Raw genomic sequence first — 17,624 nt, 5'->3', positions numbered from 1 at the left:
GTCCTCCACAATGGCCGAATAATCACTTAATAAAACCGGGAGCAAACACCATGAAAACCCTTATCCTCGGCACCGCCGCACTGGCTCTGACCGCCTCGATGGCCCTCGCGCAGGACGTTGTGCGCCTTGGCACCGAGGGCGCCTACCCTCCGTACAACTTCATCAATGACGCCGGCGAGGTCGATGGCTTCGAACGCGAACTGGGTGATGAGCTTTGCACCCGCGCCGAACTGACCTGCGAATGGGTCACGAACGAATGGGACAGCATCATCCCCAACCTCGTCGCAGGCAACTACGATGTCATCATCGCGGGCATGTCCATCACCGACGAACGCGACGAAGTGATTGATTTTACCGCAAACTACACCCAACCTGATCCGTCAGCCTACCTCGCGCTCGACGGTGCGGAGGTGGATTTCGACGGCGGTGTGATCGCCGCACAGGCGGGCACCATCCAGGCGTCACAAATCGCCTCGTCCGGCGCGACGCTGGTCGAATTCGCCACACCGGATGAAACCATCGCCGCCGTACGCAGCGGTGAGGCCGACGCGGTTCTGGCCGACAAGGCGTATCTGCAACCCATCGCCGAAGAAAACGCCGACGTCGCCATCGTCGGTGACGACGTGCTTCTGGGTGGCGGCATCGGCATGGGCATCCGCGAAAGCGACACCGAATTGCGCGACAAATTCACTGCCGCGATCGAGTCGATGAAGGAAGACGGCTCGCTCAACACGCTGATCGAAAAATGGCTGCCGGGTTCGGCAACCTTCTAAAACCACAGCTCCGAAGGGGGCGGCCCGCCTGCCCCCTTCATCTTGCCAGATAAACTCAATTCCAAGCCCTCCAGAGGCACACCATATTCAGTTTTTGCACAGATCCTGACACGCTCGGCACGTTCCAGTGGATGGCGTGTTACCTCACAACCGGCAAGCATATGGGCTTGTACTGGTCGTTTGGCACGGTCCTGTTGCTGCTCGCGATCACCGCCCCGGCCGCGCTTGCCTTCGGGTTTGGCGGCGCCTCTGCCGCGCGGTCGAAAATCGCGCCCATCCGCTGGTTCGGCAAAGGCTATATCGCCATCGTGCGCGGCGTACCGGACATCGCGTTTTTCCTCTTCTTCGTGCTGGCGCTCGACATTTTCTTCGAATGGATTCGCCACGAGATCAAATGCCCCGACTGGGATCAGGAGATCTGGCAGGGCAATGATTTTGTGGTCTGCGACATCGCCAAGCTCCCCTTGGGCAACGCGCCGCAATGGATCCATGAAACCTACGGGTTTTTCCTGGCGGTGCTGACCTTCGCCATCGTCTTTGGCGCTTTCGCTGCCAACGTCCTTTACGGTGCCATGCGCGCAGTGCCGCACAACCAGCTTGAAACCGCCGAGGCGTATGGCATGTCGCGCCGCCAGGTTTATTGGCGCATTCTGGTGCCGCAGATGTGGGTCTTTGCCCTGCCCGGCCTGTCAAATCTCTGGCTGGTGCTGATCAAGGCCACCCCACTGCTGTTCCTGCTGGGTGTCGAAGACATCGTCTACTGGGCGCGCGAACTCGGAGGAGCCAAGACCCCGCGCTTTACCGATTATCCGCATGGTGACTGGCGGGTGTGGTACTTCCTTGGCCTGCTGGTGTTCTACCTCGCCTTCACCCGCGTGTCCGAGATTGTCCTCGACAAGCTGATGCTCAGATTGACCCAAGGGCAGGCCACCCTTGGCGGAGAAGCGCAGCGAAAGGCGGCGGCATGACACCCCTTTTCGCGATATTCCGACAGTGCCGGAACGCGCCCGCTTTGCGGACGCTGTCTTTGGCCCGACGCCTGTTTCAGAGGCACCGGGCATGAGCTGTTGGGAAACCATCGCGGAGTATGGTCTGCGCTCTGTCGGGATCGGTGAACGCCTGCTTCCGCGCGAAGGATTCACACTGTGCCAGCAATTCACCCTGATCGGGTCGGGCATGATCTGGAACATCTATTTCGGCGTTCTCGCGCTGGCCGCCGGTTTCTTTCTGGCAACCGCCGTGGCCCTGGGCAAGGCGTCCAACAACTGGCTGCTGCAGAAGACAAGCGCCTGGTTCATCTTTCTGTTCCGCGGCTCGCCGCTGTTCATACAGTTCTTCTTTGCCTATTTCCTGTTCCTCGCGCTCAAACCCGTCTCGCCGGTTTTCGATCCCTTCACCTCCGCTTGGCTCGGCGCGTTGATCGTCCTGTTCTTCAACACCGCCGCCTATTCCGGCGAGATCTTCTACGGCGCCCTGCAATCGGTGCCGCGCGGCGATATCGAAGCGGCGGACGCCTATGGCATGTCGGGTTGGGCGCGGTTCAGACGGGTCACATGGCCAACCATGCTGCGCCTTGCCTGGCCCGCCTACACAAACGAGGCGATCTTTCTCTTTCATGCCACGACGCTGGTCTATTTCTCGGGATTTCCCGCATGGCAACAACGCGGCGACGCGCTTTACTATGCAAATTTCTTTGCCGACAAGACGTTCAACCCCTTCGTGCCATACCCGATCCTCGCCTTCTATTTCATCCTGCTGACGCTGGTAATCATCAGCATCTTCGGGCTGATCAATCGCCGACTGAACCGCCATCTGCCGCAGGACGTGCGCGCAAGGATCAAGCTCAAGCTGAACGTGATCCGGTGAATTTCGCTTGCTAATCTGGGGTCAGCCCGCCTATTTCTGAATTTGATCAAATTATTCGAAACTGGCTCCATGAACGCGCATATCTCCAACTGGCTCCGCAAGAACCCGCAGGTCCGCACCATCCGGGTGGCGGCCTCTGACCTCAATGGACAGGCGCGCGGCAAACGTGTCCCGGCCCGCTTTGCCGACAAGACAATCGACGGCGGCACCCGCTTTCCGCTCTCGGTGCTCAACCTTGATATCTGGGGCGAAGACATCGACGACAGTCCGCTTGTGTTCGAGGCGGGGGACGCCGATGGCGTGCTGTTTGCCACCGAACGCGGCTTTGTGCCGATGCCGTGGCTGGAAGCCCCCAGCGCGCTTCTTCCTCTCTGGATGTATCGCGAAACCGGCCAGCCCTATGAAGGCGACCCTCGCCATGCGCTTAATTCCGTGGTGCAACGCTACAAGGCGCGCGGTCTGACCCCTGTGGTTGCGATGGAGCTGGAGTTCTTCCTGATCGACGACAGCACCCGCAACCTGCAAGTCCCCGCCTCACCCCGTTCCGGCAAGCGCCGCAAGGCGGGCGAGATCCTGTCCATTCGTCTCATCGACCAGTTCGACCGTTTCTTCACCGATCTCTACGACGCCTGCGAGGCGATGGACATTCCCGCCGACACGGTGATTTCCGAAGCCGGTCTGGGCCAGTTCGAAATGAACCTGATGCACAGCGACGACGCCCTGCGCGCGGCTGACGATGCCTGGCTCTTCAAGATGCTGGTCAAGGGGCTCGCCCGCCGCCACGGTTTTGCCGCCTCCTTCATGGCCAAACCCTATCCCGACTATTCCGGGTCCGGCATGCACACGCATTTCTCGGTTCTGGATGAAAACGGTGAAAACGTCTTTGACGATGGCGGTCCCCGGGGCACCGACATGCTGCACCATGCCATCGCCGGGTGTCTGAACGGCATGTATGACAGCACGCTGCTCTTTGCGCCGCACTGGAACAGCTATGACCGGCTGGTTCCCGAGGCGCACGCCCCCACCGGCATCGCCTGGGCCTACGAGAACCGCACCACGGCGATCCGCGTACCGTCGGGCAGTTCCGCAGCCCGGCGCATCGAACATCGGGTCGCAGGCGGCGACGTGAACCCCTACCTGACACTGGCCGCCATTCTGGGTGCAGCCCTTGTCGGGATCGAAGATGGGGCGATGCCACCCGACCCGGTCAAAGGCAACGCCTACGCGCTAGACCTGCCACAGATCCCCGCCGACTGGCCCACCGCCGTCACCGCGTTCGAGAACAGCACGGTGATGCCGCGCATTTTCAACGAAGAGCTGATTCGCAATCTGGTCCTGACGAAAAAGCAGGAAATCCATTACATGGACGAACTCACCCCGGCGGAACGGGTCGAAATATACCTAGATACGGTCTAGGGCCGTCTCTTGCTGTGCAGCGGTTGAACACATAGCTTACGAACACAAACACCTTGGTGCTTCATGAAAATCGGAATTTTGCAGACGGGACTCGCTCCGGACGAACTCAAGGGGTCGTTCGGCGAGTATCCCGGATTCTTTGAACGGCTTCTGGCCAACAAGGGCTTCACCTTCGAAAGCTGGTCCGTGGTCGAAAACGTCTTTCCCGATGGGCCGGAAGACGCGGATGGCTGGCTCATCACCGGATCGAAACACGGCGCTTACGAAGACCATCCGTGGATTCCTCCGCTCGAACAGCTGATCCGCGATGTCGTCGCCGCAGACCGCCCCCTGATCGGCGTCTGTTTCGGCCACCAGATCATCGCGCAGGCGCTTGGCGGCAAAGTTGAAAAATACGAGGGCGGCTGGGTTGTCGGCCAGCAAACCTATGATTTCGGGGGCGATCCCATGACCATCAACGCCTGGCATCAGGATCAGGTTGTGAAAGCCCCCGAAGGCGCGCAGGTTGTGGCATATGGCAGCCATTGCGCCAACGCCGCGCTGCTTTATCCGGGCAAGGCGTTTACCGTGCAACCGCATCCCGAATACGGCGATGACTTCATCAAGGGCCTGATCGAAACCCGCGGACCGGGTGTGGTTCCCGACCCGCTGATGCAGGACGCCCTGTCGCGCATGGGCCGCCCGCTCGACAACAACCGGATGGCCGATCAATTCGCCACATTCTTCCGTGAAGGAACGCTTCAATGACCGACTGGACAGACACCCTCCCCGATTCGGCGCGTGCCTTTCTCGAAGGGCGCCGTCTGGACGAAGTGGAATGTATCGTCGCGGACCTTCCCGGCATTGCCCGTGGCAAGGCGGTGCCGGCCTCGAAATTCGCGCGGCAGGAATATTTCCACCTGCCGGATTCGATCTTCTTTCAGACCATCACCGGCGATTGGGGCGAAGCCGCCGATGAGGACGATGGCGGCTTCATCGAACGCGACATGATCCTGCGCCCCGACATGAGCACAGCCACCGCCGCGCCGTGGACCGGCGACTGGACGCTGCAGGTCATCCACGACGCCTATGACCGCAAGGGCAAACCTGTGCCCTACGCTCCGCGCAACGTGCTGAAACGCGTGGTCCAGCTGTACCGTGATCAGGGCTGGGAACCGGTGATCGCACCGGAAATGGAGTTCTACCTGACCGCACGCAACCTCGACCCGGCCAAGGCGATCGAACCGATGATCGGCCGTTCGGGCCGCCCCGCAGCCGCGCGTCAGGCGTATTCGATGACCGCCGTGGATGAATTCGGCCCCGTCATCGACGACATCTACGATTTCGCCGAGGCGCAGGGATTCGAGATCGACGGCATCACCCAGGAAGGCGGCGCAGGACAGTTGGAAATCAACCTGCGCCATGGCGACCCGGTGAAACTTGCCGACGAGGTGTTCTACTTCAAGCGCCTGATCCGCGAAGCTGCCCTGCGCCACGATTGTTTCGCCACCTTCATGGCCAAGCCGATCGAGAACGAACCCGGCAGCGCCATGCACATTCACCATTCGATCATGGATATCGAAACCGGGCGGAACCTGTTTTCCGGTCCGCAGGGTGGAGAAACCGATGCGTTCTTCCACTTCATCGGCGGGCTTCAGACCTACACCCCCGCCGCCATCGCGGTTCTGGCCCCCTATGTGAACAGCTACCGGCGCTATGTGAAAGACCACGCCGCGCCGATCAACCTGGCCTGGGGGCGCGACAACCGCACCACCGGCATCCGCATTCCCCTTTCGGGCACGGACAGCCGCCGGGTCGAGAACCGTCTGGCCGGGATGGACTGCAACCCCTATCTGGGCATCGCCGCGTCGTTGGCCTGTGGGTATCTGGGTCTGATCAACGAAAAGTGGCCCTCCAAACCGCTGAAGAAAGACGCCTATGAAGGGGATGCGGATATTCCGCAGGTGCTGGGACAGGCGCTCCAGCTTTTTGAAGAGGCCACAGAGTTGCATGACATTCTTGGCGAGGAATTCTGTCGCGTCTATTCGATTGTGAAACGCACCGAATACGAGGAATTCCTGCAGGTGATCAGCCCATGGGAACGCGAACATCTGCTGTTGAACGTCTGACCGGGGTTTCGGACCGGCTGCGCCGGTCCGACCGGTTGGGGGGCCAGCCCCCCAAACCCCCCGGCATATTTGGAAAAAGAAGAAGATCAGGACCCCGCTTTGAACCTTCTCTTCAGCAATGACACACGCGGGGAATATCCCCAAAGCTGGTACGCCGCGACGGCCACACCGCTGGCCCCGTTTGCGCCGTTGCAAGGCGAGACCCGCGCCGATGTGTGTATTGTCGGGGCCGGGTATACGGGACTGTCCGCGGCGCTGCACCTGGCCGAGATGGGGGCGGATGTGGTGCTTCTGGATGCGCATCGCGTCGGCTTTGGCGCGTCCGGGCGCAATGGCGGTCAGTTGGGATCGGGCCAGCGGCAGGACCAGATCACGCTGGAAAAGATTGTGGGCGCAGAAGCTGCGCGCCGATTGTGGGATCTGGGTGAAGATGCCAAGACGCTGGTACGCGGGCTGATCGAGAAACACGGCATCGACTGCCACCTCAAGGACGGGATCGCCTGGGCCGGATCGACACGCGGTGATGTTGCGGAGTTGCACAGCTACGCGGACCACCTCGACACACGCTACGGCTATTCCCGAATCCGTGCGCTCGACAGGGATGCGTTTCAGGCGCTTTGCCCATCGCCCGACTATATCGGCGGAACGCTCGACACCGGCGCAGCGCATCTGCACCCCCTGCGCCTTGCGCTTGGCCTTGCAAAGGCGGCGGCGAGGGCGGGTGCGCGCATCCATGAGCGCAGTCATGTGCATGACATTCGACACGGGTCCAAAGTGACCATCCGCACCGATGCCGGACATGTGGTGGCTGATCAGGTCATCCTGGCGGCCAACGGGTATCTGGGGGGGCTTGACCGGCAGGTGACCGCGCGGGTCATGCCGATCAACAATTACGTCATCGCAACCGAACCTTTGGGCGAGGACGCCGCCCGTGTCCTGACACAGGATGTCGGGGTCGCGGATTCGCGCTTTGTTGTGAATTACTTTCGTCTCAGCCATGACAAGCGGCTGCTGTTCGGCGGGGGCGAAACCTATGGCTATCGCTTTCCCCGCGACATCCCCGCGCTGGTGCGCAAGCCGATGTCGGTGATCTTTCCACATCTGCGCGACGTCAGGATCGAGTATGCCTGGGGCGGCACTCTGGCGATCACGATCAAGCGGATGCCCTACCTGGCGCGAGTCCGGTCCAACATCCTGTCGGCGTCGGGCTATTCCGGCCACGGGGTCGGCAACGCCATTCAGGCCGGCAAGATCATGGCCGAAGCCACGCGCGGCCCGTCTGCGGGACTTGATGCGTTCAACACCATCCCGCACCTGCCCTTTCCCGGTGGCGGGCTGTTGCGCACACCCATCCTGTCGCTTGCCATGTCGTGGTACGCGATGCGCGATCGGCTGGGCGTCTGACGCCGGACAGCCCCACCCATGCGCATTTTGAATCGCCGCGTCGTCATACCTCTGTCATACTGACATGAGAGCGCGGAGCAATTGCGCAGGATTGACAGAGGTGCACATGACAAATCTTCCAAACATGCACGACGCAGAACCCATTCCCGAAGCCGCGCGACAAGAAATCGACCGGCTGATGCAATCCGGCGATCTGTTTCGCTACACGGCAGCCGAGGGCGCGCCCGTGTCGCTTCTGGAAGAAGAATTCGCAGCCCTGATGGGGGCAAAATTCGCACTCGCCGTCAGCAGCTGTTCGGCCGCCCTGTTCCTGGCGCTCAAGGCGCTTGGCCTGCCCCGCGATGCACGGGTTCTGATCCCCGCCTTCACCTTTGCTGCCGTGCCGTCGTCGGTCGTACACGCCGATTGCGTGCCGGTTCTGTGCGAGGTCGATGACAGCTATCGCATCGACATCGCGGATTTCACCGCCAAGCTGGACAATGTTCAGGCGGTGATGATCAGCCACATGCGCGGCCATACGTCCGACATGGACGCCATCCTTCGGCTCTGTACAGAGCGCGACATCCCCGTGATCGAAGACGCCGCCCATTCGCTTGGCACGCGCTGGGACGGGCAGCTCATCGGCACGTTGGGCCAAATCGGCTGCTTCAGCTTTCAAAGCTACAAGATGCTGAACGGTGGCGAAGGCGGCATTCTTCTGACCGATGACGCGGACCTGGTTGCGCGCGCGGTCATCATGTCGGGCGCTTACGAGCATAACTGGAAGAAACACGCGGTTCTCCACGACGCCTTTGCCAAGTGGCAGAACAAGCTTCCACTCTACAACCTGCGCCTGTCAAACCTGTCTGCCGCCGTCATCCGCCCGCAACTTCCCGAACTCGAACGGCGCGTGCGCGATGGTCGTCGCAACCATGACCACGTCGCTTCGCGGTTGCGCCAATCGCCCTGGATCACCGTCCCGCATTCTCTTCCCAAGGAAGAGCGCGCGCCGGATTCGCTTCAGTTTTCGCTGGTGGACATGGACAATCACGACGTCGATGCCTTTGTCGAGGCCGCCAAATCGCTGGGTGTGTCGATTCAGGTGTTCGGGCGCAGCACCGACAATGCCCGTGCGTTCTGGAACTGGGAATTCCTTGGACCGGTCCCGGATTTGCCGAAAACCCGAAAGATGCTTGCCCGCGCCTGCGATTGCCGTCTGCCCGCGCGGCTGAGCGTTTCGGACTGCGACTCGGTGGCAGACGTGATCCTGTCGGCCATCGACCACGTCATGCGCCCGGCGGTTCAGGCCACGGCCTGATCACTTGTCGAGTTTGGACAGCTTTTTCTGAAGCTCGGCCAGCTGGGTCTTTATGGAATCAAGATCATCGCCGTCCGAGGTGTCATCCGATTCCGTATCGGGCTCATCCGGCGATGGACCAGACCATGTGGCCCCCGCCCCGCCGGTCATGGCTTTCAGAAATGCCTCTTGCTGCGCCTGAATGACCTCGAATCCCGGAACGTTGGACATGGGATTTGTCTTGCCCATGTTCTCCATCCACTTGGACTGGCTGTCGCGAAACATCTCGAAACTGGCGGCCAGGAATTGCGGCACCGCGCTGGTCGCCGTGGTGGTATAGCTGCGCACCAGATCGTTGAGCACGTTTGTCGGCAGAACGCTTTCGCCGCGGCTTTCGTGTTCGGCGATGATCTGCAAAAGATATTGCCGCGTCAGGTCATCGCCGGATTTGAGATCGACAATCTTGACCTCACGCCCGCCGCGGATGAAGCCCGCGATATCTTCCAGCGTCACATAATCGGATGTTTCGGTATTGTAGAGACGGCGGCTCGCGTAGCGCTTGATCAGTAGCGGTTTTTGGTCGTCGGCCAAGGTGTTCTCTCCCCCGGTATGTCTATGCTGCATTGCAGCCTAAGCACATGCAGCACAAAAAGAAAGCACTGCTGTCACTGTGATCGCAAGCTGGGACAAAAAAAGGCCGGATCCACGAAGGGATCCGACCTAAGCATAGCGTTCCAATTTGGGAGGAGAGAACGCTAGTTCGCTAAAAGCTTACTTTGCAGCAGCAGTTGCCTTCTTGGCAGCTGTTGTCGCGTCAGTTGTTGCTTTCTTGACTGCGGCAGTTGCGTCCTCGGAGAGGTCTTTGCCAGCGGCCATCATCAGCTCAACTGTGTCCATCTGGACTTTCTTCGCGATCTCGGCGAATGCGGCCATGTTCTCGGCAGCAACTTCAGCCTGAGCCGATGCGAAATCGGTCATCGCTTTTGCGTAATCCGCAGGCTCGGTTTTCGCCTTGGACATGTCGCCCAGCTTGGCGAGTGTGTCTTTGGTCCACTTTGCGGAAATCTCGGACGACTTTTCAGCCGCTTCGATTGCAACGTGCGACAGCTTCTCGTTCAGAGTTGCTGTGGTCTTGAAAGCGTCTTCCATTGCTTTCGTGTCAACCGGAAACGCGCCCATCATTTCTTTCATGGTCGCTGTGTAATCAGGTGTCTTAGCCATCGTTCAAAATCCTTTCCTGCTCTGCGGGCCCACCCCGCTATCCTGTGCAGATGCAGAATATATACATGCCGCACTGCAGCATTTCAACCCTTTTTCTGCACTGCAGCAAAAAAGATGTCCTAGGGTCAGGCCGTCGCCTTGATCCGCACATATGCGCCAGGAGCAGGGCCAAGCGACGGATGGGATTTATCCCCTGTTTCCCGTGCGTTGACCCATTTGCCAGACCGTTTCGCCATCCAGGTTTCCCAGCGTGGCCACCACGATCCCTCGGTATATTCGGCGCTGGATTTCCACTCGTCCGCCGACATGGCCGCACCGTCATTGCTGTAATGGCCATATTTTTTCTTGGTTGGCGGATTGACGATTCCGGCAATATGACCCGACTCGGACAGGATGAACTGCTTGGATTTCGACCCCATGGTCTGAACCCCGCGATAGCAATCCTTCCACGCCGCGATGTGGTCGGTCTCACAGGCCACCGAACACAGGGGCACATCCACATCCTTCAGGCTCAGCGTGTGACCCATCAAGTCGAACGTGCCTTGTGCAAACTCGTTGGACTGGCAAAGCCCCCGCAGATACTGCATTGCCATGCGCCCCGGCAGGTTCGCTCCGTCGCCGTTCCAATATAGCAGATCGAAGGCTGGTGGGGTTTCCCCCATCATGTAGCTTTTGATCGCAGGCCCATAGATCAGGTCGTTGGACCGCAGGTAACTGAACGTGCGCGCCATGATAAAGGACTTGAGAATCCCCGTATCCCCGATCTCGGCCTCGATCCCGTCGATAAAGTCATTTTGCAGGAACGGCGTAAATTCCCCCTGGTCGGAAAAATCGGTCAGCGTGGTAAAGAAGGTCGCGGATTTGATCGACTTGTCGCCCCGCTGCTTCATCAGCGACAGCGTCAGACTCAGCGTGGTGCCTGCGATACAATACCCGATGGCATTGACCTTATCGACGTTGCAGATCGCCTTGACCTCATCAATCACCCGCAGATAGCCGTCCTCGATATAGGTATCGAGCCCGACATCCTTGTAGCTTTCATCCGGGTTGATCCAGCTGACCACGAAAAGCGTGTACCCCTGATCCACCACCCAGCGGATGAACGAATTCTCGGGTTTGAGGTCCAGAATGTAGAACTTGTTGATCCAGGGCGGAAACAGGATAATCGGCGTCACGCGGACCTTTTCGGTGGTTGCCCTGTACTGGATCACCTCCATCATGTGGTTGCGATAAACAACGTCGCCCTCGGCGGTGGCGATGTTGGTGCCAATCTCGAACGCGCCCTCATCGGCAAGCCGGACGACCAGTTCGCCGTTGTTCGCCTCAAGATCGGCCACAAGGTTCTCGAGCCCTTTGACAAGGCTCTCGCCTTCGGTCTCGAGCGCCTTTTGCAGCGCATCCGGATTGGTCGCCAGAAAATTCGTGGGCGCGAACATATCGACGATCTGCTGCGCAAAATAGCGGACCCGCTTCTTTTCGGTCGCGTCCATGTCCTCAATATCTTCAACCGCATTACGGATCGCATCGGCGTTGATCAGGTATTGCTGCTTGATGAAGTTGAAATAGGGATGTTCATCCCACATCGGGTTCTTGAACCGCCGATCCCTCGGACCGGGGTCTTCTGGCGCTTGCAGTTTGCCCTTGGCCAGCGCCTGCTGGGCCTCGACGTAATGGCTGACGGACTTGCCCCAAAATTCGATCTGATGCTCGAGAATCTTGGCCGGGTTCTGCAGCCATTCCTGCCAATAGGCCTGAATCGCGTCGCCAAAAAGCGCCGCGTCCGGTGCATGCAAGGACGAATTGATCTGCTTCTTGCTGGACAGGGCCGACATGAGCCGCTGAGTCAGCGAGTCTATCTTTTGCAAATTGGCCTCAAGTTCCGCGCTCATTTCCGGTGCGGCAACGTCGTTGGTTGTCATGGCCAATATTCCCCCCTAAGTATGCTGCCATGCAGAATACAGTCGCCTGCGGTGGGAGGCAAAGCGACGAATTGGCCCGGTTTCCGGACCGGATTTAAGGAGACGCCTCTATGCGCCACATGATGACATACGATCTCATGGAAACGTTTCGCAATACAAATCAATGGCTTGGCTCGACCGCGCGCACGATGGCATCTTACCCGGCTTGGGCGATGCTGCCCAACCCTGCGATCCAGTGGATGGCCGCCTGGGGCGAGGTGACCGAGCGCACCTTTGAACGTATGGTTGTCAAACCGGACTGGGGGATTCGAACATTCACCCACGAAGACGGCAAAGATCACCTCGTCGACATTAAGACTATAGTCGAACGTCCGTTCGGCAATCTGATCCATTTCGACGTCGTCGGACGCAAGGAACAGCCCCGCAAGATCCTGCTCGTGGCTCCGATGTCCGGTCACTATGCGACGCTCCTCCGCTCCACAGTCAAATCTTTAATCGTCAATTGCGAAGTCTACGTGACAGACTGGCACAATGCACGCGACATTCCTGTCAGTGCAGGCAAATTCGATGTCGAGGACTACACCCTCTACCTGATGGATTTCATGCGCGAACTTGGTCCTGAAACCAATGTCGTCGCCGTGTGCCAGCCGGTTCCCCTCACCCTCGCCGCGACGGCGTACCTCGCCGAACTCGATCCCGACGCACAGCCGCGCACGCTCACCTTGATCGGTGGCCCGGTCGATCCCGACGCCACACCGACCGACGTGACCGACTTCGGTGCCCGCGTGACAATGGGCCAGCTTGAAGAAACCATGATTCAGCGCGTGGGCTTCAAATATCCGGGCGTCGGTCGCATGGTCTATCCCGGACTTCTCCAATTGGCCTCTTTCATCTCGATGAACGGCGAACGCCATGGCGATGCGTTCTCGAACCAGATCCAAAGCGTCATGCGCGGCGACGCATCAGATCACGATGCCCACAACCGCTTTTATGACGAATACCTGGCTGTGATGGACATGACAGCGGAATTCTACCTGTCCACCGTCGACCGCATCTTCAAGAAACGCGAAATCGCGAAGAACGAATTTGTCGTCGCGGGCCACAAGGTCGATATGGGTGCCATCACAAAGGTCGCCATCAAAACCGTCGAAGGCGCAAATGACGACATCTCGGCCCCCGGTCAGTGTATCGCGGCGCTCGGCCTATGTACCGGCCTGCCCGAGGACATGAAGGCAAGCCATGTTGAACCCGGTGCGGGCCATTACGGCATCTTCGCCGGCAAAAGCTGGCGCAACAACATCCGTCCGCTGGTTCTCGACTTTATCGACAGCTATGCGGGCGACACGCCAAAAACGAAAAAGACCAAACCGGCGAACACCAACGCCGCATGATTCAAACGGGTCGATCTGCGGATCGGCCCGTTTTCGCTATAACGGCAGTCGCATTGCCCTGCCACCACACGAAGACGCCTCGCGCATAACCCGACCATCTTCGGGCAATCGCAATCTAAGGCTGAAAAGACCGGGAAACCGGACCAATTGCGCGGCTTCGGGGCAACGCCTGCCGACGCGTAAAGCATCGCTGCAAGTTGACATATGCCGCGCCTTGCATGGATAATCTGTCAAGACACCCGGCAAAGGCGGTGATCATGGACTTAATACGAGTCACATTTGAGTGCGAAGACTGCGGGGGAACCATCCTCCAGACAGACGACAAGCCGACCAACGACTCCCCTGTGTGTTGCAAGAGGTGCGGATGGGTCTATGGGACCTTCAGAGACCTCAAACGAAATGCCGTCGATGAGGCTCTCGGTTTCGCTTTGGCCACTGCCACCCAAAGAATTAAGAAACGCAGCAGAAAACTCTACTGATTTGATGTCCATGGATTTGCGTATCCCCAAGTCTTTTAGGGTAATACGCAGCCGATCACTTTTGGATCACTAATTTTCTGCGTTTCTTCAATTCAGCGGCATAATACCATCTCTGCCCATGGATCACCCCCCGGCGGCCCAGATCATGTCGATGAATTCCTGGGTCCCCTTGCTGAACTCAAGCGGACATGGATAGGCCGTCTCCCCCCGCACCGCCGCGCCGAAATTTTCGACCTGCAACACATAGTGATTCATTCCCGGATAGCGCTGCACCTGCATCGGCTGACCGGCCCGCGACAAGCGCAGCTCCGCATCCCCATGCGCCAGCGGATTAAACCCGGTCACCACCTCGATCACCCCGTCCGAGCCATGGAACGTGACGTTCTGATGCGGCGTCATCCGCATCGACGTGAGCGAGGTCAGCGTGAACCCGTCGAACTGCGCCACCGCCTCGGTCCGAACTTCGACACCGTTCTCGCGCCGGATATCGGCAAACAGGATGCGCTCCGGCTCTTTTCCGGTCACAAACCGCGTGCAACCCAGCGTGTACACCCCGATATCCGGAAGGCTCCCGCCCCCCGTTTCGGCCGAGTTGCGGATATTGCCCGGATCGCCGCTGTTGTCATAGCTGAACGTCGCATTGACCCGCAGCAATTCTCCGATCACGCCCCCCTGCACCCAGTCGCGCACCTGTTGCCACTGGGGATGATGCACGATCATGTAGGCCTCGGCCGCCACAAGCCCGGTCTGGTCCCGCAGCGCAATCAGCGCGTCGATCTCGTCTGCCTGCATCGCAATCGGCTTTTCGCACAGCACATGTTTGCCCGCCTCCAGCGCCTTGCGCGTCCATTCGACATGCAGCGTATTGGGCAGCGGGATATAGACCGCGTCGATGTCGGGATCGGCCAGCAGTGCGTCATAGCTGTCCACAACGCGCAGATCGCCGTCGATGGCCTGAAACGGTGCCGCCTTGGCCGGATCGGACGTCGCCAGCATCGCCAGTTTCGACCGCTTTGCGGCATGAATGGCCGGTGCCATTTGCTCCCGCGCGAACTTGGCCGCTCCAAGTATACCCCAACGAACATCTGCCATGTCTGAGCCCTCCTGATGAATGTGTTGTGCCTAACACGAAAAAACGCCGGGCACAGGCCCGGCGTTTTCAATTTCAAACATCAATCGTCGATCAACTGGCGGTCAGCAGCCCCTGCTCTTTCGCAAGATCGCGCATCCGCTTCTGCAACTTCTCGAATGCGCGCACTTCGATCTGACGAATCCGCTCGCGGCTCACGTCATATTGACCCGACAGTTCCTCGAGCGTCACGGCTTTCTCGGCCAGACGACGCTGGGTAAGGATGTCTTTTTCACGATCGTTCAGCACATCCATCGCCTGAACCAGCATCGCGCGACGGGCATCAAGCTCGTCCTTTTCCTCGTAATCCGTGGCCTGATCTGCGCTTTCATCCTCAAGCCAGTCCTGCCACTGCATCGTGCCTTCGCCTTCGGACCCGACCGTTGCATTCAACGACGCATCGCCCCCCGACAGACGTCGGTTCATCGAAATGACCTCGTCTTCGTTCACACCCAGATCATGCGCGATCTTGGCGACATGCTCAGGGCGCAAATCGCCGTCTTCGAGCGCGCCGATGCGCGACTTCGCCTTGCGCAGGTTGAAGAACAGCTTCTTCTGGGCGCTTGTCGTACCCAGTTTCACCAGCGACCAGGACCGCAGGATGTATTCCTGAATCGAGGCGCGAATCCACCACATCGCATAGGTCGCAAGCCGGAACCCCTTTTCGGGATCAAACCGCTTGACCGCCTGCATCAGGCCGACATTCGCCTCTGAAATCACCTCGGCTTGCGGCAATCCATAGCCGCGATAACCCATGGCGATCTTTGCCGCCAGACGCAGGTGGCTCGTCACCATCCGATGCGCCGCTTCGGTATCTTCCTGCTCCACCCACCGCTTGGCGAGCATGTATTCTTCTTCCGGTTCCAGAAGCGGAAACTTCCGAATCTCCTGCAAATAGCGGCTCAGGCCGGCTTCCGGCGATGGGGCCGGGAGATTTGCATAATTGGCCATACCCTTGTCCCTCCAATGTATACGGGCTTAACATTCTATTTGGGAAAGCAGCCCGCCGATTTCAAGTTTTCTTCGCTGTGCTGGGCCCAATTTAACGCACAAGCGCCCGCATGTAACCTGAATGTCGGTGCACTCACGCACATGGGACCATTGTTTCAGCCACGCAAAACCGTGATCAGATCAGCCATGTCTTCAGGTAACGCAGCCTCAAAGCGGATGGTTTCGCCGCTCACCGGATGTTGAAACCCAAGAACCGCCGCATGTAACGCCTGCCGATCGAACCCATATAGCAGGTCCATCGCCGCATCGGACAACGCACCCTTGGCCACCTTGCGCCGCCCGCCATAGACCGGGTCTCCGACCAACCCATGCCCCGCATGCGCCAGATGCACCCGGATCTGATGCGTGCGCCCGGTCTCCAGACGGCATTCCAGCAGCGACAGTTGCGGCGGCGTGCCGTACACCTCGAGCACCCGCGCGCGTGTGATCGCATGTCTGCCATGTCCGAAGAACACCGCCTGCTTCTGCCGGTCGGTCTTGTGCCGTGCCAGATCGCTGGTGATCTTGATCACCGCACCGGGTTCGATCGACACCCCCCGCACACCCCGCAGCCTCGGATCGCCCGGATCGGGATGCCCATGCACCACCGCCTGATAAAGCCGTTCGACACTATGCGCCGCGAACTGATCCGCAAGCCCGTGATGCGCCCGGTCGGACTTGGCGACCACAAGCAAGCCGCTCGTGTCCTTGTCGATCCGATGCACGATTCCCGGACGACCCACACCGCCGACCCCTGACAAGCGCCCGCCGAAATGATGCAACAGCGCGTTGACCAATGTGCCCGACGGCGTGCCCGGTGCCGGATGCACCACCATGCCTGCCGGTTTCATCACCACGATCAGGTCGTCATCCTCGAACCGCACATCCAGCGGGAGATCTTCCGCCTCGATATGGCTTTCCGCCACCTCGGGCACCGCGACCTCGATCACGTCACCCTCAGCCACGCTGGCCTTGGGATTGGTCAACACCTCGTCCCCCCGGCTCACCGCCCCCGCTTCGATCAACCGCGCCAACCGCGTGCGCGACAGCGCCGCCGCCTCTGGCACGTCCCGCGCCAACGCCTTATCAAGGCGCGACGGCGGTGATGCGCCGATTGTGACGCTCAAACTGGACTCAGACATGGACAACGCCCCCGAAGATCAGACCCCCGAACCGGCCAACCTGCGATTCCTGCGGCGGCTGGTGACGGTCCTGACCGTGACTATGATCGCCGGGGTCATACTCATCACTGCGCTGATTGTCATCCGCTACAATCAATCAGCGACACCTTTGCCCGACATGATCACCCTGCCGGATGGCACAACAGCCACCGCCTTCACCCAGGCGCGCAACTGGTACGCGGTTGTGACCGAGGATGACCAGATCCTGATCTTTGCCCGCGACACAGGTCGCCTGCTGCAAACAATCGAAATCGAAACCGAATGAAGATGGTACCGACACCCCGGCTCGAACGGGGGACCTCTTGATACCAAGATCGAAATTATGCCTTTTAATTTCAATTGGTTAGTGGTGTTTTTCTCTATTTTGTCTCCCCGATTTTTGAGTTGCGATGGTCAGCATGAGAAACCCCAACACTAAATGTTGGGGTTGGGGCTTGTACTGTACACAAGGGCCACCTATTTTTACGCCAC

The 17,624-nt window shown here is 59.4% G+C and carries 16 protein-coding genes; 10 read left to right on the top strand and 6 right to left on the bottom strand.

Going from position 1 to position 17,624, the window contains the following annotated elements; all coding sequences use genetic code 11:
- Positions 1 to 50 precede the first annotated feature (50 nt).
- From ACTIEN_RS19505 to ACTIEN_RS19470, 8 genes are all read left to right on the top strand, one after another.
- A complete protein-coding gene (locus ACTIEN_RS19505) occupies positions 51 to 773 on the top strand; it encodes a transporter substrate-binding domain-containing protein (protein WP_439524816.1) in 723 nt (240 codons plus the stop codon).
- A gap of 83 nt (positions 774 to 856) precedes the next feature.
- A complete protein-coding gene (locus tag ACTIEN_RS19500) occupies positions 857 to 1,741 on the top strand; it encodes an ABC transporter permease (protein WP_439524821.1) in 885 nt (294 codons plus the stop codon).
- A gap of 91 nt (positions 1,742 to 1,832) precedes the next feature.
- Entirely contained in the window at positions 1,833 to 2,639 is an 807-nt protein-coding gene (locus tag ACTIEN_RS19495; protein WP_439524820.1) for an ABC transporter permease, read from the top strand.
- Positions 2,640 to 2,720: 81 nt separating this feature from the next.
- Positions 2,721 to 4,055 (top strand): glutamine synthetase family protein, encoded by a 1,335-nt coding sequence (locus ACTIEN_RS19490; protein WP_439524819.1) that lies wholly within the window; start codon positions 2,721 to 2,723, stop codon positions 4,053 to 4,055.
- A gap of 63 nt (positions 4,056 to 4,118) precedes the next feature.
- Positions 4,119 to 4,802 carry a type 1 glutamine amidotransferase gene (locus ACTIEN_RS19485; protein ID WP_439524815.1) on the top strand — a complete coding sequence of 228 codons (684 nt, stop codon included), beginning with the start codon at positions 4,119 to 4,121 and terminating at the stop codon, positions 4,800 to 4,802.
- Complete coding sequence (locus ACTIEN_RS19480; protein WP_439524814.1) at positions 4,799 to 6,163, top strand: glutamine synthetase family protein; 1,365 nt, start codon at positions 4,799 to 4,801, stop codon at positions 6,161 to 6,163. Before ACTIEN_RS19485 ends, ACTIEN_RS19480 begins: the two co-directional genes overlap by 4 nt.
- A 99-nt stretch (positions 6,164 to 6,262) precedes the next feature.
- The gene (locus ACTIEN_RS19475) at positions 6,263 to 7,567 is read left to right on the top strand and encodes an NAD(P)/FAD-dependent oxidoreductase (protein WP_439524813.1); all 1,305 of its coding nucleotides are present in this window, start codon (positions 6,263 to 6,265) and stop codon (positions 7,565 to 7,567) included.
- A 106-nt stretch (positions 7,568 to 7,673) separates the two neighbouring features.
- On the top strand, positions 7,674 to 8,864 hold the full coding sequence (locus ACTIEN_RS19470; protein WP_439524812.1) for a DegT/DnrJ/EryC1/StrS family aminotransferase: 1,191 nt from the start codon (positions 7,674 to 7,676) through the stop codon (positions 8,862 to 8,864).
- Here the strand turns inward: ACTIEN_RS19470 and phaR are convergent, their stop codons facing one another.
- From phaR to ACTIEN_RS19455, 3 genes are all read right to left on the bottom strand, one after another.
- Positions 8,865 to 9,434 carry a polyhydroxyalkanoate synthesis repressor PhaR gene (gene phaR, locus ACTIEN_RS19465; RefSeq protein WP_439524811.1) on the bottom strand — a complete coding sequence of 190 codons (570 nt, stop codon included), beginning with the start codon at positions 9,432 to 9,434 and terminating at the stop codon, positions 8,865 to 8,867. It lies immediately after the preceding gene.
- Between the two features lie 180 nt (positions 9,435 to 9,614).
- On the bottom strand, positions 9,615 to 10,064 hold the full coding sequence (locus tag ACTIEN_RS19460) for a phasin family protein (RefSeq protein WP_439524810.1): 450 nt from the start codon (positions 10,062 to 10,064) through the stop codon (positions 9,615 to 9,617).
- Between the two features lie 125 nt (positions 10,065 to 10,189).
- The gene (locus ACTIEN_RS19455; protein WP_439524809.1) at positions 10,190 to 11,983 is read right to left on the bottom strand and encodes a PHA/PHB synthase family protein; all 1,794 of its coding nucleotides are present in this window, start codon (positions 11,981 to 11,983) and stop codon (positions 10,190 to 10,192) included.
- Between the two features lie 110 nt (positions 11,984 to 12,093).
- On the opposite strand from ACTIEN_RS19455, the gene phaZ reads away from it, so the two are divergent.
- Positions 12,094 to 13,374, top strand: coding sequence for a polyhydroxyalkanoate depolymerase (gene phaZ, locus ACTIEN_RS19450; protein ID WP_439524808.1), 1,281 nt, complete (start codon positions 12,094 to 12,096; stop codon positions 13,372 to 13,374).
- A 602-nt stretch (positions 13,375 to 13,976) separates the two neighbouring features.
- Here the strand turns inward: phaZ and ACTIEN_RS19445 are convergent.
- The 3 genes from ACTIEN_RS19445 to ACTIEN_RS19435 all read right to left on the bottom strand — a co-directional run bounded on the left by ACTIEN_RS19445 (position 13,977) and on the right by ACTIEN_RS19435 (position 17,114).
- The gene (locus tag ACTIEN_RS19445) at positions 13,977 to 14,945 is read right to left on the bottom strand and encodes a Gfo/Idh/MocA family protein (RefSeq protein WP_439524807.1); all 969 of its coding nucleotides are present in this window, start codon (positions 14,943 to 14,945) and stop codon (positions 13,977 to 13,979) included.
- A gap of 91 nt (positions 14,946 to 15,036) precedes the next feature.
- Positions 15,037 to 15,933: an RNA polymerase sigma factor RpoH gene (gene rpoH / locus ACTIEN_RS19440; protein WP_439524806.1), complete on the bottom strand. Its 897-nt coding sequence runs from the start codon at positions 15,931 to 15,933 to the stop codon at positions 15,037 to 15,039.
- A 155-nt stretch (positions 15,934 to 16,088) separates the two neighbouring features.
- The gene (locus ACTIEN_RS19435; RefSeq protein ID WP_439524805.1) at positions 16,089 to 17,114 is read right to left on the bottom strand and encodes an RluA family pseudouridine synthase; all 1,026 of its coding nucleotides are present in this window, start codon (positions 17,112 to 17,114) and stop codon (positions 16,089 to 16,091) included.
- On the opposite strand from ACTIEN_RS19435, the gene ACTIEN_RS19430 reads away from it, so the two are divergent.
- Positions 17,113 to 17,418, top strand: coding sequence for a DUF6476 family protein (locus tag ACTIEN_RS19430; RefSeq protein WP_439524804.1), 306 nt, complete (start codon positions 17,113 to 17,115; stop codon positions 17,416 to 17,418). The two genes, ACTIEN_RS19435 and ACTIEN_RS19430, sit on opposite strands and share 2 nt — an antisense overlap.
- Positions 17,419 to 17,624 lie beyond the last annotated feature (206 nt).

Origin of the sequence: Marivita sp. (assembly GCF_051859345.1) — a bacterium.
Lineage (GTDB): Bacteria > Pseudomonadota > Alphaproteobacteria > Rhodobacterales > Rhodobacteraceae > Marivita.
This window is presented reverse-complemented; position numbering and strand designations above follow the sequence as displayed.